Here is a 24318-nt window from a genome sequence, read left to right as displayed (position 1 = left end):
CCAGAATACCTTAAGACAGCTTTTGTCGAATAACATTATGTTTTTATGTGAACAATGAAATTAAAGATATTCATTTGATAACAATGCAATGTCGGTCGTTTTATACGTTGATCCGTATGAAATGGTAAAAAACAATGTAAAATGAAAAATCGCTTGTCTCCCATGAACTTTTAATGTTATGATGTAAGTTAGGGGATTAGCGGAATGACTGCTATTTCTTTGTTTTTAATCACAGTTTCAAATGATTTCGAATAGAAATGGTCTTATATGATGGAAATCATGTCTTCAATCACTAACGAATTTAAAAAATGAAAAGTGCAAACTATTCTTTTCTGAAATACGACATCTTGACGAATGTTGAATAATGATGTCGAATTTTCCGACGGGATCGGACGACAAGTGAAAGAGGAAACTCCACTCGTAAGCAGAAAAAGAAAAATAACGCGCGGAGGGAAACAAGATGAGCAAATTTATCGTCCGCGGAGGCAAGAGATTGACCGGAAGTGTCAAAGTCAGCGGCGCTAAAAATTCAGTTCTTCCGATCATCGCCGCCTCTCTCTTAGGGGAAGAAGGAGTAAGCATTATTACAGATGCACCTCCTTTAGACGATGTGATGACAATTAACAAAGTACTGGAATCGCTAGGAGCGGAAGTTACATACCAAAATGAAGTAATCACCGTAGACGCAACGAATCTTACTTCGTGCGAAGCCCCTTACGAATGGGTTACAAAAATGCGGGCGTCTTTCTTGGTTATGGGTCCTCTGCTAACACGTATGGGTTATACAAAAATATCTCTTCCAGGCGGATGTGCGATTGGTACACGCCCGATTGATCAACACCTTAAAGGTTTTGAAGCAATGGGTGCAGAAATCAGCCTAGGACATGGTTATATAGAAGCAAGGTCAAATGGAAAATTGCGCGGAGCCAAAATTTATTTGGATGTTGCGAGTGTTGGTGCAACTGAAAATATTATGATGGCTGCTGTACTTGCAGAAGGAACAACAATTCTTGAGAATGCAGCAAAAGAACCGGAAATTGTGGATCTTGCAAACTACCTGAATGGGATGGGTGCAAAAGTACGCGGTGCTGGCACAGGCGTGATTCGCATTGAAGGAGTAGAAAAACTTCACGGTGTACAACATGCTGTAATTCCAGATCGAATTGAAGCAGGGACGTATATGGCTGCTGCAGCGATTACAGGCGGAGACGTTTATGTCGAAGGAGCAATTTCCGATCATCTTGGCCCTGTTATCTCTAAGATGGAAGAAATGGGAGTGAAGATTGTCCCTGACGAAAACGGAGTACGTGTCATTGCTGACGGTCCTCTGAAAGCTGTGGATATCAAGACGCTTCCATACCCAGGATTCCCGACAGACATGCAATCTCAAATGATGGCATTGCTGCTCAAATCCCAAGGAACAAGTGTTGTAACGGAAACGGTATTCGAAAATCGATTTATGCATGTGGATGAGTTCAACCTGATGAATGCAGAGATCAAAGTAGAAGGTCGTTCCTCGATTATTACTGGAGGAGCTAAACTTACCGGAGCCAAAGTAACAGCTACGGACTTGCGTGCAGGTGCTGCTTTGATTCTTGCTGGATTGATCGCTGACGGCACAACAGAAGTAGGCGGTGTTCATCATATTGACCGCGGTTATGTGCACCTTGCAGAGAAGCTGAACGGTCTTGGAGCAGACATCTATCGTGTATCGGTAGAAGAGCCGAAGCGTGAAGCGAAATCGACAGAATCCGCTGTAACGGAAACAGAAACAGCAAGATTTAAGGTTCAGCCTACTTTAGCGTAAGCTAACGGATAGAATGGAACCCGATGCAACATTGTGTAAGAAAGAATAAGAAACCAAGCCTTTATAGGCTTGGTGAGACTGTAGACAACTAGCCTATACTAGTATGTCTACAGTCTTTTTTTTATTTATAGTCCCTTTTTATAATGCATGGTCTTTGGTCTATTTAAATGAAGATGGTAGAAGAGGCGTCGCTATCTTTCTTATAAAATAGAGGAAATACATCATTAGTTACTACTATAGTGTGGTCTTAATACTAGGCAACCTCTCATTTATATTCTCTTAATTTGGTTCTATCAGAAGCGAGATCTCCATATGTATGACTTATAAGGTCTATCTGATCTACCGAGCTAGAGCAGCTATCAAATGAGATGTTGGGAGGAGTATAAATGAAGGCGACACGAGGTTCTTCCAAGCCTAAAGAAGAGCTTAATAATAGAAGAGTCCGAATGAAAAGAAAGAAGATTGTAAGCATTCCTTGGCAAGAGGTAACTGAAACTTCCTACGGCCCAGCGGAGATTTTAATAGAGCGGGATGAACAGGGAATCTTAAAAGTTAGAAACTCAAAACAAACGTCTCTTTCTATAGTAAATGGAGTAGGCAGCAAAGAGCAGCTGGGCGGTATAAAAGAAAGACGGGGGCGGGGAGAGGCTTCGCTATCCCCTGCTGCTGAACCCGCTGTGCCTCTTACCGGGCACAGCCAGCCCGTGCATGCACCACAGATGCATGCACCAAACCCGGCGGGCGGCACCTATAAAGCCGCCCGCTCCTGGCGCCGCGGCTCCGCACCGCGGCGCCCCCGGCGGCCCGGCCCTGCCGCCGCCCTCGCGGGACTAGCCATTGCGGCACTGCTGATTCCAGCAGTGCTTGCCTGGCCCCGCGAGGAAGCACCGCCGAGCCCTGCGCCGGCGGTGCAAGGGCAGACGGCCCCCGCTGCGCAGAATCCTGCCGCAGCAGAGCCGCCTGCCCTTGTCCCTGACACCACACCGGCACCAAAGCCGGCAGTGGTGTATCCCGAACCCGAGGTGCGCGTCTATCTAACGAAAACGCACACCATTGATACGGTGACGATGGAACAGTACGTCACCGGGGTTGTGGCAGCCGAAATGCCTTCGGACTTCGGCATCGAAGCCCTCAAGGCGCAGGCTATTGCAGCGCGCACGTATGTAACGAAGCGGATGGCTGCGGGAGATCGCAGCGGCATACCCGTCGATGGTGCGGACGTGAAGGATACGGTCGAGCATCAGGTATACATTCCTTACAATAAGCTCGAAGCTCATTTTAAAGACGCAGGGAAAGAAAAAGAATGGGCCAAGCTCCAGCAAGCTGTGCGGGAGAGCAAGGATACGATAATGACTTATAAAGGGGAGCCGATAATCGCCGCCTTTTTCTCGACTAGCAACGGATATACCGAGAACTCGGAAGATGTATGGCAGCAAGCTGTACCGTATCTACGAAGTGTAGAAAGTCCTTGGGATGCCAAGATTGCTCCGGTCTATGAGGAGAGCGTGACAATGTCCCGTGTTGATTTTCTTAATAAATTGAATGTTACACCGGAAGCGATTCCTGTATCTGTGAGCGGCAAACCGGCAAAGCCCTTTATTCAAGTTCTGTCTACAACTGCGGGAAAACGGATTAAAGAGATTCAGATCGGAAAGAAAGTGTTTACGGGAAAAGAGATAAGAGAGAAGCTCGGGCTGCGATCTAGTGAATTTACGTGGGAAACGAGTGGGGACAAGATTACGATTACAACGCATGGATATGGTCACGGAGTAGGCATGAGCCAGTGGGGAGCCAATGGAATGGCGCAAGAAGGTTATACCGCAACCCAGATTCTAAAACACTACTATAACGGAGTCGCTTTTGGCCAAGCTTCCAAGTTATTATATAAAGGGAATTCATAGTCTCCTTAAAAATCTTGCAAATAAATTTAATAGTACGAGTATAAAAGAGTTGCACCCGGTAACACTTGTTACTGAGGTGATAGAAAATGAATGAACAAAACAAAAATCAAAACCAAGAAAATGCTCCAAAAACAAGTAATGGAGCACCTGAATCACAATCTTCATCCTGGAAAAAGCTGTTGTCCAAACGGTGGGTATACCCGGCAGCTTACATCGCCGCAGCAGCTATTATACTAACTTTAGTGTGGGCCTACCAGGACGCTAGCATGCAGTCTGCTGTGAAAGAAACGACAAAGCAAGTGTCTGAGAATGGCGATGCGGTTCCTACCACTGGAGTTTTGGAAGAAGAACCCGTTACAAGTGAAGTAGAAGGCAAGTCTGAGAATCTAGCATGGCCGGTGGCAGTAGCATCGGAAGTGAATGTAGTGAAACCTTTTTATGACGCTGCAGCGACGACAGATGAGAAAGCACTTGCTTTACTAGAGTACGATCAAACTTTTATTGCTAATGCCGGAATTGATTTAGCAAGAGCCGATGATCAAACTTTTGAAGTCAAAGCTGCACTGAGCGGTAAAGTGACGCGTGTAGAACAACATCCGCTGAATGGAATGGTTGTCGAGATTACTCATGACAATGATCTCAAAACGGTATATCAAAGTATTGCTGATGTAAAAGTAAAACAAAATGATGAAGTAAAACAAGGTGACACCATTGCCATCTCAGGCAAGAGTGAACTTGGCAAGGATCTCGGCAACCACGTACACTTTGAAGTGTACGAAGCAGGAAAACCTGTTAATCCAGAACAATTCCTGAAAAAATAAAATATTTAAGTAAGAACAAAGAAGCAGTGGGACATGCCCGCTGTTTCTTTTGTTTTATAGAAGGAATTCATTTTAGGACAAACCTGTGGATAACAAAACCAAAAATAATTGATCGCTGTAAAGCTTGTCACCCTGTGAAACCGTGAATATCTAAGCATGCCTCTCATATAATGTACCAAACTATCCACAGTAGGGAGGCGGGAGCGTGCACGATTACATTAAAGAACGGACCATAAAAATCGGACGCTGTATCGTTGAGACGAGGAATACGGTCCGTACCATTGCCAAGGAATTTGGCGTTTCAAAGAGCACGGTGCATAAGGATTTGACCGAACGACTGCCGGAAATCAACCCTGATCTTGCCGATCAGGTAAAACACATTCTTGAGTACCATAAATCGATTCGCCATTTACGAGGAGGCGAGGCAACCAAGATTAAATATAAAAAAACGAACGGAAAAAATCGAGAGGTGCTCGCTTCCGGGAAGTCGTAGTGACCATAAAGCTCACGTAGGTCAAAAAGCATACAAATACGTTGAAGACCTCCCCTGAAGTATGATATGTTAAAAGATGGTATAAGCTTAAGCACAAGACTTCTTATCTGCATGATCCGACACAAAATGTAGCTAATAGCGAGCAATGTATGAAATACATAGGTAAGAAATAAGGAATCATTATACGATCAAAAATATCTCTTTGGGGGCTCTTTTATATGCTAAGCAAGGACATCGGTATTGATCTTGGTACGGCCAACGTGCTCATTCACGTAAAAGGGAGTGGCGTCGTTCTCGACGAACCTTCGGTAGTTGCAATTGAGAGTGGATCGAAGAAAGTACTTGCTGTGGGAGAAGATGCACGCCGCATGGTCGGCAGAACGCCAGGTAACATTATTGCAATTAGACCTTTGCGGGACGGCGTCATTGCCGATTTTGATATTACAGAAATGATGCTTAAATATTTTATTAACCGGGTTGGCGGCAAAAGTTGGTACAGCCGTCCCCGTATTTTAATTTGTGCACCGACAAATATCACCTCCGTAGAACAAAAAGCCATTCGTGAAGCAGCAGAGCGCAGTGGTGCCAAAGAGGTATTTCTTGAAGAAGAGCCCAAAGCCGCAGCGATTGGAGCGGGAATGGATATTTATGAACCGAGTGGGAATATGGTCATCGATATTGGCGGAGGAACCACCGATGTGGCCGTATTATCTATGGGCGAGATTGTTACAGCTTCTTCTATTAAAATGGCAGGGGACAAGTTTGACAAAGCGATTTTGAAATATATAAAAAATAAGTACAAGCTATTGATTGGGGAGCGGACTTCGGAACATATTAAAGTATCCATTGGAACTGTAAAACCGGGAGGTCAGCAGGAAGAGCTCGATATTCGTGGACGTGATATGGTAAGCGGCTTACCTAAAACTGTGACGGTCACTTCAAGTGAAGTGCAAGAGGCACTCGCTGATTCGGTAGCTTCCATTGTAGCTTCGGCTAAGTTTGTCCTCGAACAGACACCGCCGGAATTATCCGCTGATATTATTGATCGAGGTGTGATTTTAACAGGCGGGGGCGCTTTACTTAAAGGACTGGACGAGCTCTTAACCGAAGAACTGCGGGTACCTGTACTCGTTGCTGATGATCCGATGCACTGCGTTGTCAAGGGAACGGGACTGATGCTTAATCATTTGGATCGTTCTCTTAAGAAAAAGTTCTAAAGCACCGATATAGGTAGTAGTTGTAATAATAAGGAGGGACCTGGTGTGATTCGAGGTCTTTATACGGCAGCTGCGGGAATGGTTGCTCAACAGCGTAAACATGATACGGTAACACAGAATATTGCTAATCTTAATACGAACGGTTATAAACAGGTGGAGAGTCTAGTTCGTTCCTTTCCGGAAATGCAGCTTAGCAGAAGCGGCGACTCCTCTAGTCTCGGCAGTAAGGTGATTGGCAGCTTAAATACAGGCGTATTTGCTGAAGAAAGCATGTCTATGAATGTTCAGGGGGATCTTATACCCTCCGATAAAATAACAGATTTTGCGTTATATTCAGATCTTAGGGTTACCAATCCGAATACAGGCGAAGCGATTCCTTTTGATGCTTCAGGTAAGTACATCAGTGATAATGGGGATGTAATATATAAGCCGCAGGCTTATTTTACCGTACAAGATGAGGAAGGCAACGTAAAATATACCCGGGATGGCAGTTTTCAAGTGGATGCGGAAGGCAGACTGCTAAGTTCAACGGGCTTTGAGGTATTGTCAGATAATGGTGAACCTATTCGATTGACAGGCGCCATGAATCAATTTAAAGTGGACGAGCAAGGACAGCTAGTGAATCCTCTTACAGGAGCAATCACTGGTGAGAGACTTGGTATTACCATCGTGGATGACCCTTATCAGCTAGTCAGAGAAGGTAATGGGAATTATGTACTAAGCTCGGATCGTGCGGGATCAGCGCGTTTGCTTGGTGCAGAAGACCGGGTTCAAGTGAAGCAGGGATTCTTGGAACGTTCGACAGTGGATTCAGCTCAGTCGATGGTTGATTTAACAGCAGCTCTTCGAGCCTATGAAGCCAATCAGAAAGTAATTCAATTTTACGATAAAAGCTTGGAAAAAGCCGTAAATGAAATCGGGCGTGTGTAGAGGTACTACATATTTTTGAAGTTTGGGGGATTATATGAATAATTCAATGATCAGTGCTCTCGTATCCATGACGAGCATGCAGCAGCGATTAGATCTGATCGCGAATAACGTTGCGAATGTAGACACGGCAGGTTACAAGAGCAAACAAGCTTCATTTGAAGATGTACTGACAGGTGTTCAGCAGCAGGCTTCCTCATTGTCGCGGGATGGCAGAGCAACTCCGCTCGGTTTTAATGTAGGCTATGGTGTGAAGATGACATCGATTACTCAAGATATGGCACAAGGGGAATTGAACGAGACAGGGAATCCCACAGATTTGGCTATTGAAGGAAATGCGCTGTTTGCTGTAGAAGTGAATGGTCAAAAAGCATGGACAAGAGCAGGCGATTTCCGTTTTGTACCGGATGAATCGGTTCAGGACCCAAATGCAGCACCGCGTATGAGACTCGTAACGAGTGATGGTTATGCCGTGCTCGGCAGAGATAATCAGCCTATTACTGCACCGGCAAATGCTACGGTAGCATTTGATTCGAGCGGTAACTTATTAGTGCGGGACAGCGGCTCCATGAGTGCAAGAATTGCAGGGCAACTTCAACTCGTTGAACCCATGCGCCCTGAAGGGCTCGCAGCTAGCTCAGATAACTTGTTCAGCTTAATTTCGGGAGCCAGTGAAAACATGGTTTTTGGAGAAAATGCGGCAACTACGGTGCCTGAAGCGACCATTCGAGCAGGTTATTTAGAGAATTCCAATGTAGATCTAACGAGTGAGATGACGCAAATGCTTGAAGTACAGCGCACTTACCAGCTGGCTGCCCGCGCACTGAGTTCAAGTGACACGATGATGAATCTTGCGAATACAATGAGGGCATAGGTGAAGGTTATGACTGAAGAAGAAAAAGTAGAGAAGAAGAAGGGATCTTCACGGAAGATCTTACGCCGGCTTCTGATTCCGCTGCTTTTGTTAATTGCTTTAATCGGCGGTATGTTAGTCGGTTATGTGGTCGTTGGCGGGAGAGATATCGGATCTGCCTTTGACTATCGAACATGGAAACATATATTTGATCTTGTTTTTGCACCTTAATCGGGTAGGCAGAGCGTAGTAATGTGGATCGTTATAAAAACGGAACTCCTGTGAAGCAGGAGTTTTCTTTTTGTTCCCGAAAAATGTATAATGATGGGGGACTTTGCGGTGTATACTGCAAACACAAAAAGGGCTGATTCCCTTAGACCGTCAGTACGAACTGTGCGGCACAAAGGAACAAGCCCCTTATCTCAACCTTCACTACTGCAGTTAATGAAGGATATAATTAGTATGGACTAAGAATAGGTTGTTTATGCATCGTACGGAAGGGGTTATAAACATATGCTAGATATTAATCAAATTCAGGAAATCATTCCTCACAGACCTCCCTTTTTATTGGTCGATAAGATCGTGGAGATCGAGGAGGGCAAACGAGCAGTTGGAATTAAGAATGTAACCATCAATGAACCCTTCTTCACAGGTCATTTTCCAGGCTATCCGGTAATGCCGGGCGTACTTATTACAGAGGCACTTGCTCAAGTAGGCGCAGTGGCTATTCTTAAAGTGGAAAGTAACCGAGGTAAGATTGGTTTCCTTGCTGGTCTTGATAATTTCCGATTCCGCGGACAAGTGGTACCAGGTGATACGCTGGAGCTTGAGGTTGAGATCACACGTCTGAAAGGCTCTATTGGAAAAGGAAAAGCAACCGCTCGTGTCGGCGATAAAGTAGTCGCAGAAGGCGAGATTATGTTTGCTCTATCTGATCCGCAGTAGGGCGAATGTTACGGAATGAACTGCAATGAATTATCGATTAGCTTACAATCATGAAATAACCACATAGAGAACCATAGTTACATATGGGATAAAGGAGAATGGTGACGACATGTTAAGTGAAACTGCGAAGCAAACATTGGAACAATGGCTTAAGGATCCATCTATTGATGAGGAAACCAAACAGGAGCTAACGGATTTATCTGAAGATACGAATGAACTTGAGGATCGTTTTTACCGGGAGCTTGAATTCGGTACAGGAGGACTGCGCGGTGTCATTGGAGCAGGGAGTAACCGAATCAACCGTTATACGGTAGGAAAAGCAACACAAGGTTTTGCACGCTACATTAATGAAGGTCATAAAGGAGAAGGAAAACCTTCTGTTGTAATCGCTCATGACTCTCGCCATTTTTCGCCGGAGTTTGCTCTTGAGGCTGCTTTAGTACTCGCTGCGAACGGTATTGTGGCTAAATTGTTTACATCACTGCGTCCGACACCACAGTTGTCTTATAGTGTACGTCATTTGCAGGCAACAGGTGGAATCGTTATCACAGCGAGTCATAACCCTCCCGAATATAATGGATACAAAGTATATAATGCTTCGGGCGGACAACTTGTGCCGGATGAAGCAGAACGAGTGATTCAGTATATTCAGGATGTGGCTTCCCTTGCTGACGTGAAAAAGCTTACGCAGGCGGATGCAGAAGCACAAGGACTGCTTGTATGGCTTGGTGATGCGGAAGATGAAGCATTCATTGAAACCGTTGCTGCCGAAAGTTTGAACCGGGACCGAATTGCTGCTGAGTATAGCAAAGATTTCAATATCGTCTTTACACCGCTGCATGGTACAGGAAACATGCCTGTGACAAAAGTGCTGGAGCGTATTGGATTTACGAATGTGCATGTCGTTCCTGAACAAGCAGAGCCGGATGCGAATTTCACTACGGTGAAGTCACCTAATCCAGAAGAACGTGAAGCATTCACACTTGCGATGAAGCTTGGTGAAAAAGTGGATGCAGATATTATTATTGGTACCGATCCGGATGCGGACCGTATGGGTGCAGTTGTAAAAGATAAAGAAGGTAAATATTTCGTGCTCTCAGGTAACCAGTCCGGTGCCATTATGACGAATTATCTCCTCGGCCAGTTGAAAGAGCGCGGACAGCTTCCTACGAACGGCGCAGTGGTAAAAACCATTGTAACGAGTGAAATGGGTGCTGTAATTGCGAAACATTACGGTGCGGAAGTGTTTAATACACTAACGGGCTTTAAATATATTGGTGAGAAGATGAATGCTTTTGAAGAGACAGGCAGTCATACTTATCTATTTGGATACGAAGAAAGCTACGGCTATCTCGCAGGCAATTATGCAAGGGATAAAGACGCCGTTCTCGCTGCGATGCTGATTTGCGAAGCGGCTGCTTATTATAAGAGTGTAGGCAAAACTTTATATGATGTTCTTCAAGAACTGTATGAGCAGTTTGGTTATTTCTTAGAGAACTTGGAGTCCCGTACCTTAAAAGGGAAAGATGGCGTGGCACAAATTCAGGCCATTATGACCGAGTGGCGTACTTCTGCTCCAGAAGAGGTTGCTGACATTAAGGTTCGAGAAATGCTGGACTATTCCACAGGTATTGATGATCTTCCTAAAGAGAATGTACTTAAATTCATTCTGGAAGATGGCTCATGGTTCTGCTTGCGCCCTTCAGGTACAGAACCGAAGATTAAAATATACTTTGCCGTTCAAGGCGAAAATAATGAAGATGCTCATGCACGAATTCAGCGTCTTACGGATGCGGTTATGAGTCGTATTGATCGCTGATTTAAGAGCAAGTTTGATTTCTTTTTATAAGAAATGTTAAGTTAATTCAAGAGCCTTTCCGCACCGTTACGGGTTGTTTGGCGGAGAGGCTTTTGTGTTGGAATGAAGTAACAGGAATATACAGGAATCGTTTAAATGCTGAGTTGCTAAATATTTGCGTGCTGGGCATGATATGGATTGTAAAAGGTATAAAATTTAGGAGGTACACATCGGTGCGTCAAAAATGGCAATATTGGAACACGGTCTCTCGTAAGTGGCTATGGATTATTGTAATTATTGGACTTATTGCTTCCATTCCTGTCATCTACGACCGTGTCACAACAGAATCCAGTTCCAAAAATGTAGAATTGGTATTCGATTATCGGGATCTTGTGGATGTAGCGGCATATCAGGTTCACCCGCAAGACTTTATTGATGAAAAATTAACGGAACTCAAAAATGCAGGCGTTACAACAATGGCGATGTATGAGAGTACGCTGGATGAATTCCGTAAATCTCGTCGCATCATGATCTATAACAGTCTAGATGTAGCGAATATGTCAGGTGAAATTTTACCGGAGAATGAGAATTATACTTATATTCTATTTACGAATGAAGAGAATAAAGAAGTCTTAGCTCCTATTATTGCGGACACATTCCGCAGACTGGAAATTCCAGTTCGTACATGGACTCATGAGGGTAAAGAAGGTTTGGTTATTGAAACACCTGTAGAAAATGCCAACCTAAAGCCAATGACTCCAGATCCAATTACAATGAGTGATCTAGTGGATCGTGGTTTCAGTATTATGCCCCGGCTAGGTGATTCACTTCCTTATGATCAGCAGTCCGTAGCTCAGTTAATGGATTTGTTTGAGAGTTTCGGTGTCAAACGAATTCTGTTTGAAGGAGATAAGGTTAAGGGATATAACGATAATGGAGAGCTGAGAAGCTTGTCATCTTTTGCAGAGCTTCTGAATCAGCATGGTATCGGACTTGCTGCGATCGAGAACTTGAAAGTGCCACAGCATGGTTTCAGTACCCTTGCTTATCTTACAGACTACAATGTAGTTCGTCTTATCTCTCTAAGCGAACACGATGCGAATCTTTCTCCGAAAGTAATTGCAGATCGATTTACACTGGCTACAAAAGATCGTAATATTCGGATGATCTACCTGAACGCATCACCTTCGCGTAGTGCACTGCAAGCAGCAGTGACAGATCCACTGGATAACTTGCTGGATGCACTGGGGGAAGAAGGAAATGCAGTAGAACGAATGAAAGAGAATGGCTTTACGATGGGACAAGCCGAGCCATTTAAAGTACATGAAACACCAGGTCAAAAATATTACAAAGCCGTTGTTGTGGTTGGTAGCATTGCGATGATCGCATTAATGGTATCCTACTTCATTCCATTCCTGACTTTGCCAGCCTTTGTGCTAGGAATACTCGGAAGCGGCGGATTATATGTACTTAGACCGTCTCTTATGGAACAGGGTATCGCTCTACTCGTTGCGATCAGCGCTCCAACGATTGCGATGGTGCTTGCGGTACGCCGTATTAATGCAATGCAGCTGAGAAATTCTGATCTTTCGGTGAAGGATCGCGTGACACAAGCGCTTGTTTTATTTGTTCGAACATCGCTGTTGTCCTTCCTTGCTGTTCCGTTCATGATTGCGCTGCTGAACAACATTACGTATGCACTTGTAATCGAGCAGTTTAGAGGCGTAAGTCTATTGCACTTAGCTCCGATTGCACTTACGGCATTCTATGTTCTGTTCTACCGCAAGGCACTAAGTATGGCATTTTTCCGCAAACTGCTAAATGAGCCGATCACTCTTTTGTGGATACTGGCAGCAGGTATCATAGGTATGGTAGGCTATTATTATCTGACCCGTACAGGAAACTCGGGCAGTGTAACTCCAATTGAAATGGTACTCCGGACATTCTTGGAAGATACCTTTGGCGTTCGTCCTCGTAACAAGGAATTTTTACTGGGGCACCCAATGTTTATCTTAGGAGCGTTTATTGCTCTTAAATATCGTAATGGAATTTATTTAATGATTATTGCATCGATTGCTCAGTTGTCTATGGTGGATACGTTCGCTCATATTCATACACCAGCGCATCTTTCCCTTATTCGTGGGGTGTTAGGTCTCGGACTTGGTCTCATCGTTGGATTGATTGCAATTGTGGTGTGGCAAGTTTTGGAAGGATGTTGGAAAAAATGGTCACCACTACTAAGAAAATAGTTATCTCAGGATATTATGGTTTTCATAACAGCGGGGATGAAGCCGTTCTTAAATCGATACTGACTGCACTGGAGTCAGAAAGTCAGCGCACGAACGTGCAGGTAGAACCCATCGTGCTCTCAGGCGATCCCGAATGGACGAAGCAAACCTATGGTGTTCGTGCTGTGCATCGTATGAAGCTTGGCGAAGTTCGCCGGGCTATCAAAGAGAGTGATGGACTGATTAGCGGAGGAGGCAGCTTGCTGCAAGATGCAACAGGCTGGAAATCCATCCCTTATTACCTTGGCGTTATTAAAATCGCACAGAACATGAAGAAACCAACGTTTATTTATTCCCAGGGGATTGGGCCTGTAAAACGTGGTGTTTTCAAAACGATGATTCGCGGTATTTTTAAGCACTGTGAATATGTCTCTGTTCGTGATGAAGAATCAGCTAAGCTAATTCAGGATTTCGGAATAAGATGGAATGATGTGCACATCGTTCCTGACCCTGTTATGGGACTTCCGCTCCCTGAACTAACGAAGGTGCAACAAGCATCTTATGGGGAAGGAAGTGCAAGAAGAACTACTCCAAAATCAGAACAAGAAGAAGAGCTGCCGGTGATTGGAGTTTCGGTGCGTTTCTGGGAGAAAGATCGTACAGAACTGAACCAAATTGCCGAAGGGCTCAAACAGCTTGCTTCCAAACATAAAGTGCATATTCGTCTGCTTCCCTTCCATTTGCCTTCTGATGAAGAAGCGTCTACGTATGTGAAGCAGCGAATAGGGCCTCTACATGGTACAGGCAGTAAAGTAAGCATTTGTTCAAACGTAACGGATCCGCAAATGATGTTGTTAGAAGTATCTCGCTGTGAACTCGTTCTCGGTATGAGATTACACAGTTTGATCTATGCAGCTTCCCAGCGTGTACCGCTGATTGGTGTATCGTATGATCCGAAGATTGATGCTTTTCTTCATCGACTGGATTCTCAAGCGATCGGCACGACGTCTTCGCTGCAAGCAGACAAGCTGGCAGAAGAACTCGAGAAGATCCTAACAAACCGTAAGGAATGGCTTGAGACTAGGGAAGAAGCAATTGCTTCGCTTAAAGAGCAAGCACAGGAGCCTGCGGTCCATATTTTAAAATTTCTAAGCGGCAAAGGATGAATGAGTCATGAATGAGCATATGGAGCAAGTACAGACAGGGTCTGTACCGACCGTGCCCATCTTTGGAATTCCGTTTTCACGCATGGATATGAAAGACACGGTAGCCTATCTTGAAGAAGTCGTCCGTACAAGGCAGATCCACCAAGTTATCACGGGTAATCCAATTATGGTGATGACGGCGCTGGAAGATCCAAAGTATATGGAGGTCATGAAATCGGCTGAACTGGTTGTCCCTGATGGTACAGGAGTGGTATGGGCAGCCAATTACTGCGGTACCCCTGTTGCGGAACGAGTGGCCGGTTTTGATCTCCTACATGAATTAATGCGGGTTGGAGAAACTTATAGATGGAGAGTATTCCTTCTGGGATCTACACCTGAGGTGATTCAAGAGACAGCAAGCAGGTTACAAAAACAGTATCCTGGTGTCGTGATCTGTGGATATCGCGATGGCTTTTTTGATTCGGATCAAGATGATGAAGTGATTGCCGAGATAAGGGAAGCTGCTCCAGACCTATTGTTCGTAGCACGTGCGGTTAATAACCAAGAGCCGTGGATCGGTGAACATAAACATAAATTAGGAGTACCCCTTGTTATGGGCGTCGGCGGCAGTTTTGATGTCATTTCAGGGAAATCAAAGAGAGCTCCCGCTCTGTTTCAAAAAATGCGAGCGGAATGGCTCTATCGTTTACTGCGTGAACCGACCCGGGCAAAAAGAATGCTGGCTCTACCACAGTTTGTTGCGAAAGTCGTGCGTGAAAAAGAAAACGTGACAAAATCGGTGTAAATGGAGGAAGAATTGCTAAAATCTTTGATTTTTGCTAGAAAACAGGGATAGTAATTCAAGAATCTAGGGAGTATAATGCATGGAGTTAGTTTTGATAAATTGGGGGTCGAATGAGCACATGTTAATGTTCTATATCTTGGGATTTATCGTAGCTCTTGGACTAGCGGTTCTACTTACTCCGCTTGTAAAGAAGTTTGCGATAAAGGTGGGAGCTGTTGACGTGCCAGATGCACGTAAGGTCCACACCAAGATTATGCCAAGACTTGGCGGTCTCGGGATATTTCTTGCTTTTATGGTCACATTGCTGGCATTACTTCCGTTTGTTTCGGAGTACTTTACTGCTCGAGATAACCGCTTCATCTATGCTTTCATCATTGGAGGAACTATGATTGCCCTCATTGGTGCTATGGATGATAAATTTCAGTTATCGGCCAAAGTTAAATTTTTAGCTCAGATTATTACGGCGTGTGTAGTGGTATTTGCCTTTGATATTCGAATAGATTTTGTTAATATTCCATTTGTTGATGCGTATTCTTCACTGGAACTTTGGATTTCCATTCCGGTAACGATCTTCTGGATTGTGGGCGTAACCAATGCAATCAACCTGATTGATGGACTCGATGGTCTTGCGGCAGGCGTATCTGCGATTGCCATCGGTACGATTGCGGTGATGTCCTTTATCATGGGGAATATCGTGACAGCTATGGTCTGCATGGTTCTTTTGGGCAGTATCATTGGATTCTTGTTCTTTAACTTTCACCCTGCGAAAATCTTTATGGGAGATACAGGGTCGCTGTTCCTCGGATTCAGCCTTGCCATGTTATCTCTACTTGGATTTAAGCAGATTGCAGTCGTAACCTTGATCACACCGCTGATTATTATCGCGGTTCCGCTCTCGGATACACTGTTTGCCATCATTCGTCGTTTCCTTAATAAGAAACCGATTTTTGCACCGGATAAAGGTCATTTGCATCATCGCTTGCGTGATCTTGGATTCAGTCATCGTCAAACCGTACTGATTATTTACGGAATTGCTGCATTTTTCGGAGTGCTGGCTGTCATCCAGTCCGCTGCTGCGATTCATGAGGCCAACTGGGTAACCTTTGTGGTGATCTGTGTCATGATGTTCTTCCTGCAGATTGGGGCAGAAGTCATTGGTCTGATTGATAAGACAAAACGTCCGGTTCTTAACTTCTTTAACAAGCTTCGAATGAAAGCAGCAGAGGCAAAAACGAAGTCATAATCTATACTCATGTTATACTATGAAACTGCTATTATCTTATTTTTCAATATTTCATAAACCTTATTCTCTTTTACGGGAATAAGGTTTTTTTATGTTTTTGGGTTCATATTTCTACATAGCTGTCCGATATAGAAGGTAATTAAAAATAAAGGAGCGATTTTATGCAGCGCATCAAACGGCCGATGGTATGGCTGCTGTTAGTCTCGTTAGTTATCTCTATGTTTCCACCAGGTTTGGTAAGAACAGCACAAGCTGCTGATTTTATATCAACCAGCTATTTTACACCAGATATTACGTCATTGAAAAATACGGTTCAGTTGAAACTTGAAGGTGACAACCTGATTACTAGAGAGAACGTTTATCAGGTAACGGATTCCAAAATGACGGTTACGGGAACATATACCAAAGTAACAGGTTCAACACTTAATGCCAAAGTTCAGCAACTTACCTGGAATCCGCAAAAGGGAATATGGGAACGAGAGGATTCCAAAACAACTCCAGGAACCATTCAATTGGATTTGGATAGCCCAGATAATCGCTTTACATCAACGATTTCCTTATATCCTGGAATGAATGAGGTTACGTTATCAGGAACCCAGGGAAGTATGACTCGTTCTGAAAGTTTTTATGTTCTTTTTGATCAAGTGCCTTACGTAGAAAGTTTGAAGGTACTTGGATTATCTCAACCGGTAACTCTGAATGAAGGAACCCAAGTAGTTATTCCTAAAAAAGAGATTACATTAGAAGGTAAAATTCAAAATGCAACGAAAGCTACCGTCTCTCTAAACGGAGGAGCTGCACTCGCAACGACCCTTTTATCGGATGGAACTTTCTTTTCTCCTCAATTACAATTAAATCCCGGTCTCAATTCACTTATCTTAGTGATTGAGAATGGGTCAGATAAAATTACGGTGAAACACTCTTTATATTATTACGATGCCAGTAGTCCGATTGTTAGCATGTATTTAGCAGATGCAGACGGTAACGTAAATGACATGCTCTCTGGGAAACCAACCTGGACCGGGGATAAAGATGCTGCTTATCTCTATGTACAAGCCCTTGTCCCTGATCAAGGTAGCGATGTAAATAAAAAAGTCGAATTGAAAGTAAATGGTACGAATATGGGTGGGAACGTTGAATATTTTGAATCCATCTCTTTTGATGCGACTGGTAAACTTTCGACTAAATCAGGCGATGATGTTGTAATACAAGGGATGGATGGTACAAACTCTGCCTATAGGCTAGTGACCTTTGCCATTAAGAACTTTGCGTTCATTAAGGAAAATGGTGAAGCAGTAAGTGAACAGGATTATAATCTTCAATTTACTTATGGTTCAACAACAGTAAGCAAAACAGCCAATTTTATTTATGCTAAAGACCAAGTGGTAATTAATCAACTTTACTATTTAAAAGGATATGATGGATCAGGTAAGTATTCGAAAGAAAACTTGAATGGTGCAAAGGTAGATTCAGGTGATTTTTATATATCTGTGAAAACAAATTCAAGCATAAAAGAAAATTCCAAACTGACAGCGAAGTATCTGCCGATTGGTAGTGCGATTACAACGGAATATATCGGGAAAATATCAGAAACAGAAACAGAATATATTTATAAAGTATCTGGCTTTCAAAATGGGAATCAGACGGTTCGTTTCCAATATAGCGGATCATCACAGTATAAAGATGCAGTGATTTCTTTTATATCAAAAACGTATATATATATTGCGAATCTGTCAGACGGACAGACAGTAACAATTAATTCAAATAAAGCTTCAACCTTGCAGGTGGAAGGTCAGTATATTGGTTTTGATTTGAATAAAGGTGCGTTTAATGGAGAGATGTTTGTTAACGGTGTGAAACCGGAAGGGCTAGATGAAGATTGGCTTAATAAAGATACAGGTAGAATTGACGTAGAACTAAAGGTATCCGCGGAAAAGGGTCCCTTGGTTTATGGTGAGAACCGAATTATTTTTACAGGAACAGTAGCGGACAGTAACAACCAAGTAAGAGAAGTACGTAAAGAAATTCGTATATATATATTGGATGAAAATGTATCTAATATAGATAAGTTTCAACCTGCTACAGGTAAGAACCGTATAACATTCCCATTTGTTTATAAAGATGATGATCAGTGGGCCAAAATTTTCAACTTAACACCTGATTTTATTTATAACAATGGAAAATACACAACGAGTCTTCAAAGTCATGATATTGTCATTCGAGGTAACGGAGCTAACAAAGTAAATCTGAATCTTGGATCTCAGAATCTATTCTCTTTAGATATTTCGGCCAGTGAGTCAAAATTGACAGGGCAATTCAGTTACAATAATACGCAGTATGCATATGAGTATTTTGGAAGTCAAACTTCTTTTGCAATTCGAGTTCATAATCTACCAGCAACAACAGCCGGCACCTATGTGTATAATCTTGAGCTTATTAATAGCACAGGTGCCAAAACAAGTCAGCAACTCGAACTCGTGCGTGAAGTAAAACCATATCGCCTGCTTGCACCACAGCCCACTGTGGACGGCGGATATGTGGTTAATAAAAACTTTGTCCGCTTTGATATCGAGGCCGAAGGCGCTACTCAGGTTCTAATTGATAAAGTTCCTGCGATTAAAAGAACGGATCTTGGTGATGACCGTTTCCTGCTAGATTATGTAGGACTAAAACAGGATAAAGCAAATACAATAAAAATTGATATTGTGCGTGGCAGTACAACAACATCAGATACGATTTCGGTATTTTACACGGGCGCAGTAGCAGTAGACTCACAATATATGGCACCAAAAGTAGCTGCTAAATACAGTGTGTTCAACAAAGGCCTTGAATTAGAGTTCCCTAAAGGCACCATTATGCAGTCGACCGATTCACGAGGGATTAATAAGTATTATCCAAACACACAACTGCTCTTTGGAATTGCCGATCCCAAGGATGGTGTCGTAGAACGTAGAAATGATTATGGAAATATTATAGGTTTCCCTAATAACGGGCTCACATCGGAGGAGACTGGGATTCCAGCTTGGAGTATTCCTGATGAGTACTTCTTGAGATTTAATTCATCTTCTGCGAAACAGAATTTCTCTACCGTATCTAATGTGTATTGGATCAGTGGTGGGCTTGGTGAAAAAGGGAATCAAGGATCAGCAGATTATCTGTCGCCAACGAATGGTCTTGCACCTTACTCTATAGAAGGATTATATGGAGATCCAACGATTTCGGCAGAAAGACAAGTTACTCCATCTCAAAGAGGAGAATTAACGCTTACTTTTAACAATAATGTTGTGGATGAAGTGGGTTCAACGATTACGGTATTTAAGTATACCTCTAGCCGAGAATGGGTAAATATCGGAGGAATAGTAGATAGCAAGAAACATACGGTTACCGTACCTTTTGATGAATTTGGTTATTATGTAGTTATGAAACTTAGTCGCAGCTACACAGATATTACGAACCATAACTGGGCACGTAATGTACTGAATGCGATGTATGCTAAGGGACTTATGAATAATGTTCGTTTTGATCAGTTCGGAACAGATGATCAAACATCTCGTGGAGAGTTTGCCACATTACTTGTAAAAGGACTTAATATTCCGCTGAATTATGACAATAATCAGACATTTGTAGATCTCGTTCCAGGCGCTCGAAGTACAACATGGGATTATGCTCATATTGAAACGGCAGCAAGAGCTGGGATTGTTACGGGTCTGACAGAAGGTGTATTTGCGGCAAGTCAGCCACTTACCAGAGAGCAGGCGGCAGTAATGATTGCACGTGCAATGAAGTTGAAGCTCGCCGCGAATGACAGCAAGCTTACGGACAACTTAGCTAAACTATATGTAGACTCTGGTCGCATTAACGTATATGCAAGGCCCGCTGTACTCGCTGTTAATAAGGCGAAAATTATGACAGGAAATGCAATTACACTTCCTGGACAAAAGAAACCGCAGTATAACTTTAATGCAACGGGTCTTCTGACACGCGCAGAAGCAGCTAAAATAGCTGTAGAATTGTTTAAGAAAAGCACAAAATTATTCCCAAATAATTTGAGTTAGTAGCATATAACAACTTTGGACTGCTCCTATACGGGGGCAGTTTCTTCTTTTTGGTAATTACATGTTTCGCTAGTTTTTGTAATTTGGTAGTATTTGATATACAATAACTTAAAATACACATTTTTCTAAAGGGTGAAATTATCTAATGAAACCGATTTATTCGAAGGCACAACTTGGCTATATGAAAACGAAGACACAATTCGAGAAACAAGCTGCTATTTTGGAAATGGAAATTGAGAAAACGAAGAAAACTAGAGAAATCACGCAAGAAGTTATGGAAGACCTTGTGATGAAGACAGGTTTCCACGATGCATATAATAATTTGGTTGCTTCCGAGAATGAACTTATTGATTGGTCCCATGTAACGATTAAGCACGAGAAAACATACAAAGAGAATAAGGAGCCCATCGAACAAATGTATGCGAACCTGAATACAGATCCTCAGATGAGAGCTCGTATTATTGATCTGGCAATGAAGATTAAGTAATAAGGAAACGAAGAAGATACCCATGTGGTGTCTTCTTTTTTTGTTCTGTTTTCTGAGAAAGGAAGAATTTTTTTAAAAAGTTAATTTTGTATGATATAAAATAGAAAATTATGGTTATGTATTGTATAGTTCAAAACATGCACTAAATCTTTGTTATAAGTTGTTTGTATTCAAATATAAAGTTTGGTTTCCACTATTTTTAAATTAAAGAAAAATTTTTTTGTGGAACTCGCAACTTTTTTGAAACTACTGCGTTTAAGATGTATAGCCGAAAACAATGAGGAAGAAAAATGAATTTAATGGAGAAAATTGTCTATTAATTAGAAAAAATTTCTTTACGGCTTAATTACCACAATGTATAATACGAAAGGTAGGATTAGGTAACTACTCTATTTTTCTTTATACTTGGTTTAATTTACAAGTTTCTGTGAAATTTCACAGACATCATTTTATATTGAATACTTGCTCTAACTCTGGGAAGGGGGTGTAACAAATATGAGTAACACGAGCAACCCAATAACTAGCAACAGCAATTATAAAAATAATATTAATCATGTGATGATTTCTCGAGGAGGAGAAAAAAAGTTTATGAAGAAAATTTTATCCGTGGCTTTGTCTACAGCAATGGCATTCTCCATGTTTGCATCTGTAGCATTCGGTCAAGCAGGTCTTACTGATGTAAATGCACAATACAGTTATTTGAAAGATAAAGGTATTTTCTCTGGATTCCCAGACGGTCAAGCTCACCTTGACAGACAAATGACTCGCGCTGAGTTCGCGAAAGTAATTACGAAAACACTGGGTCTGAAAGAGATCAATGGCGTTTACTCTTTCAAAGACAAAAACTACGGTGCTAAACACTGGGCAGCTCCTTTCGTAGAAGCTGTATCCGCTGCGGGTATCATGGAAGGTAAAAACACAACTAAGAAAATCTTTGACCTTTCCGGTCCTGTAACAGTTCAAGAAATGGCAACTGTACTTGTACGTGCGCTTGATCTTGAAGTGCCAACTGAAACTAACAACTCCGCAACACAATGGGCTAAAGGATATGTTCAAGCAGCAATCAACGCTGGTTTGGTAGATGCTAACGCTAACTTCCAATCCAATGCTAGCCGTTCTCTTCTTGTAGGCGCTGCTTACGCAGTTGATCAAGAGCTTAGCCTTCAAGTTAAAGAAGCTAAAGTTATTGACTCCAAAACAGTTGAAGTAACTATGACTGATGGTGAAGTACTTAAAGTAACTCCTGACAAGGAGCTTTTACCTAATGTAGAAACTGAAGTGAAATTTAAACATCAAGACAGAGATTTCTCTGTAAAAGTAACTTATGTAGTAACTACAGCAAATAAACTTGATGCAGTATCTGCTGATAACTTAAAAGAAGTAACTGTTAAGTTTGATGGTGAAGTTGATAAAGCAACTGCAGAACTAAAAGATAACTACAGATTGAATTCTAATCTGAAAGTTAAATCAGCTGTTCTGAACGATGCTAAAAATGCAGTAACACTTACACTTGAAGAAGATCAGGCTTTCAGAAACCAACAAAAATACACTCTTACTGTAACAGGTGTTAAAGCTGGTACTAAAACAATTGAAGGAAGTAACATCGAATTTACTCCGGTAGATAACAAACTTCCTGAAGTTGTTAGCGTAACAGGTCTGGGAACTAAAGCAATTAAAATAGTTTTCAGTGAGCCAGTTAAACAATCCTACACAAATAACTTCCAAGTAGATGGCCAAGGATTCTACAGTTCTCCAAATGTTGAAGGACGCGAAGTTATTCTGAAGTCTTCATCTGCACTTACAGTTGGTGAACACACACTGACAGTAACAGGAGTAGAGGATTTTGCAGGATTTAAATCTCTGAAATCTGACACTAAATTTACTGTAACTGAAGATAATACAGCTCCAACTATTGCAGAAGCTACAGCAACATTGGAAAAATTAACAGTTACTTTCAGCGAAGATATTGACGACTCTACATTGGATAAAGCTAATGTTTACCATAAACGTGGAGACTCTAAGATTAATCCTGAAAGAATCGTAAGACTGTCTGCTAACAAATATGAATTCTACTTTGCTACAGATAAAGCGCTACCTTCTTACGAAACAACTATCTACGTAGAGAAAGTTAAAGATTTCTCTGGTAATGAAATCACTCAAACTTCTAAGCTGATTAAAGCTGAAATCGATACAGAGCGTCCACAAGTTCTAGACGCACGTGTAACAGCTGGCAATAAGAAACAATTGGCTTTGACTTTCAGTAAACCACTTGCTTCTGGCCAAGATTGGACTAAACTAATCACAATAAAAGATAAAGATGGCAAAGTGCGTCAAATTGAGAATGCTACTTTCAAAGATTCTGATACAAGAAATATTCTCTTGGTTAACTTCTTCTCTGAACTTCCAGAGGGTACTAGTACATTGACTGTTTCTGGTATCAAGGATAACACAGTACTTGGAAATGTAATGCTTGAGTACACAACTACATTTAATGTAGGAGATACAAAGGCACCTGAAGTTGGTTCAGTATCCTTTAATGTATCAGACAATGCACGTCGTGCAGTTATCGTATTCAATGAGAAGATGGATCCAGCATCTTTGTTGAATCGTGCGAACTACTCGATTACATTCGATGGTAGAGAAATCGGGTTGCCAAGTGATGCTTACCTATCTGTAACTCAAGATGGTAAAGCAGTTGTAATTGAACTGCCTGTAACTATCAATGATAAAGATGTAACGAGTGCTTTGTTGACTCAAATTAGAGTTCAAGGTGTTAAAGACGTGGCGGGGAACTACCTTGCTGATTTCAACAAAATTTTAACATTGGCAGACTACCGTTATATCAGCTTAGCTAATTACAACGATCAAGGCGATAAAGCATCCCTTACTGGTAAGAGAGAAATCCAAGTGAAACTAAACCAAACTGTTTCTCGTGTTATCAACAAGAGTTCAGTTGGAGTTTCTACTTATGGAGTAACTGACGTTGTGGCTAACGATAGCAACACAATTACTATTAAATTGGATCGTGATGTTTACTCTCCAGCTGATCTGAATATCACATTCAATGGAACTAAATTCATCGGTGCTGCTCAAAACGAAATTTCCTTTAATTCAACAACTGCTCCAACTATCAGTGGATCAGATGTTAAAGATGAAGTTGCACCAGAAGTAGCTCCAAATCAAAGTGCATATGCTGATATTGACACAGTTACTGATGCTACTTATAAAGCACAAGTTAAAGTAACTGAGAACTTGAAAACTGACACAGCTCTTGTTTCTCTGTATGCTCAAGATCTGATCGTAACGCGTTTGTCTGATGGAAAAGTAGTTCCAGCTCAATCAACTCAAACTGATTTCTACTATACAGTTAATTCTGTTACAGCTGGTACTGAAACTGCACTTCCATATTTTGTAGTTCAAATTGTAGATAAAAACGGAAAACCAGCTGGTTACTCCATTGAAGTGAAGAGTGATGCTAAATACATCCAAGATCTTGGTGGAAATGTAATCAAAGGTAAAGATGCAGTTAGAACTAACTAATATTAATTAGTTTTAAAGGCAGGGATTCGGAGTTAAGCTCCGAATCCTTTTTT

General features: G+C 42.1%; 17 protein-coding genes. All 17 read left to right on the top strand.

Translation table 11 applies throughout. The annotated features are described in order from the left end of the window. Nucleotides 1-460 precede the first annotated feature (460 nt). The 17 genes from murA (at nt 461) to PV403_RS09205 (ending at nt 24265) form a co-directional block, all read left to right on the top strand. Nucleotides 461-1807 (top strand): UDP-N-acetylglucosamine 1-carboxyvinyltransferase, encoded by a 1347-nt coding sequence (murA, locus tag PV403_RS09285; protein ID WP_213530413.1) that lies wholly within the window; start codon nt 461-463, stop codon nt 1805-1807. Nucleotides 1808-2193: 386 nt separating this feature from the next. Next, nucleotides 2194-3708, top strand: a complete 1515-nt coding sequence (gene spoIID, locus PV403_RS09280; protein ID WP_332084382.1) for a stage II sporulation protein D — start codon at nt 2194-2196, stop codon at nt 3706-3708. 86 nt (nt 3709-3794) lie between these two features. Beyond that, the gene (locus tag PV403_RS09275; RefSeq protein ID WP_213530412.1) at nt 3795-4529 is read left to right on the top strand and encodes a M23 family metallopeptidase; all 735 of its coding nucleotides are present in this window, start codon (nt 3795-3797) and stop codon (nt 4527-4529) included. Nucleotides 4530-4734: 205 nt separating this feature from the next. After that, entirely contained in the window at nt 4735-5022 is a 288-nt protein-coding gene (gene spoIIID, locus PV403_RS09270) for a sporulation transcriptional regulator SpoIIID (protein WP_160032722.1), read from the top strand. Nucleotides 5023-5240: 218 nt separating this feature from the next. Beyond that, complete coding sequence (locus PV403_RS09265; protein ID WP_213530411.1) at nt 5241-6239, top strand: rod shape-determining protein; 999 nt, start codon at nt 5241-5243, stop codon at nt 6237-6239. Between the two features lie 45 nt (nt 6240-6284). Then, complete coding sequence (locus tag PV403_RS09260) at nt 6285-7169, top strand: flagellar hook-basal body protein (protein ID WP_213530409.1); 885 nt, start codon at nt 6285-6287, stop codon at nt 7167-7169. Between the two features lie 34 nt (nt 7170-7203). Further along, entirely contained in the window at nt 7204-8040 is an 837-nt protein-coding gene (locus tag PV403_RS09255; protein ID WP_332084380.1) for a flagellar hook-basal body protein, read from the top strand. A 9-nt stretch (nt 8041-8049) separates the two neighbouring features. Further along, a complete protein-coding gene (locus PV403_RS09250) occupies nt 8050-8250 on the top strand; it encodes a DNA-directed RNA polymerase subunit beta (protein ID WP_332084599.1) in 201 nt (66 codons plus the stop codon). Between the two features lie 282 nt (nt 8251-8532). Then, nucleotides 8533-8964 carry a 3-hydroxyacyl-ACP dehydratase FabZ gene (fabZ, locus tag PV403_RS09245; RefSeq protein ID WP_160032726.1) on the top strand — a complete coding sequence of 144 codons (432 nt, stop codon included), beginning with the start codon at nt 8533-8535 and terminating at the stop codon, nt 8962-8964. A gap of 109 nt (nt 8965-9073) precedes the next feature. Further along, the gene (locus PV403_RS09240) at nt 9074-10783 is read left to right on the top strand and encodes a phospho-sugar mutase (RefSeq protein ID WP_332084379.1); all 1710 of its coding nucleotides are present in this window, start codon (nt 9074-9076) and stop codon (nt 10781-10783) included. 212 nt (nt 10784-10995) lie between these two features. Then, entirely contained in the window at nt 10996-13011 is a 2016-nt protein-coding gene (locus tag PV403_RS09235) for a DUF5693 family protein (protein ID WP_332084377.1), read from the top strand. Continuing rightward, entirely contained in the window at nt 12987-14156 is a 1170-nt protein-coding gene (gene csaB / locus PV403_RS09230) for a polysaccharide pyruvyl transferase CsaB (protein WP_332084375.1), read from the top strand. Before PV403_RS09235 ends, csaB begins: the two co-directional genes overlap by 25 nt. Nucleotides 14157-14163: 7 nt before the next feature. Beyond that, the gene (locus tag PV403_RS09225; protein ID WP_442951751.1) at nt 14164-14940 is read left to right on the top strand and encodes a WecB/TagA/CpsF family glycosyltransferase; all 777 of its coding nucleotides are present in this window, start codon (nt 14164-14166) and stop codon (nt 14938-14940) included. Between the two features lie 118 nt (nt 14941-15058). Continuing rightward, complete coding sequence (locus PV403_RS09220; protein ID WP_332084597.1) at nt 15059-16183, top strand: glycosyltransferase family 4 protein; 1125 nt, start codon at nt 15059-15061, stop codon at nt 16181-16183. 161 nt (nt 16184-16344) lie between these two features. Continuing rightward, nucleotides 16345-20238 carry an S-layer homology domain-containing protein gene (locus tag PV403_RS09215; RefSeq protein ID WP_332084374.1) on the top strand — a complete coding sequence of 1298 codons (3894 nt, stop codon included), beginning with the start codon at nt 16345-16347 and terminating at the stop codon, nt 20236-20238. Nucleotides 20239-20383: 145 nt separating this feature from the next. Next, the gene (locus PV403_RS09210; protein ID WP_160032731.1) at nt 20384-20725 is read left to right on the top strand and encodes a hypothetical protein; all 342 of its coding nucleotides are present in this window, start codon (nt 20384-20386) and stop codon (nt 20723-20725) included. A gap of 495 nt (nt 20726-21220) precedes the next feature. Continuing rightward, nucleotides 21221-24265, top strand: coding sequence for a hypothetical protein (locus PV403_RS09205; protein WP_332084373.1), 3045 nt, complete (start codon nt 21221-21223; stop codon nt 24263-24265). Nucleotides 24266-24318 lie beyond the last annotated feature (53 nt).

Origin of the sequence: Paenibacillus sp. GYB006, from assembly GCF_036577645.1 — a bacterium.
In the GTDB taxonomy this organism is placed as follows: Bacteria; Bacillota; Bacilli; order Paenibacillales; family Paenibacillaceae; genus Paenibacillus.
Note: the sequence above shows the minus strand (reverse complement) of the source record. Positions and strands in the feature narration are given on the sequence as shown.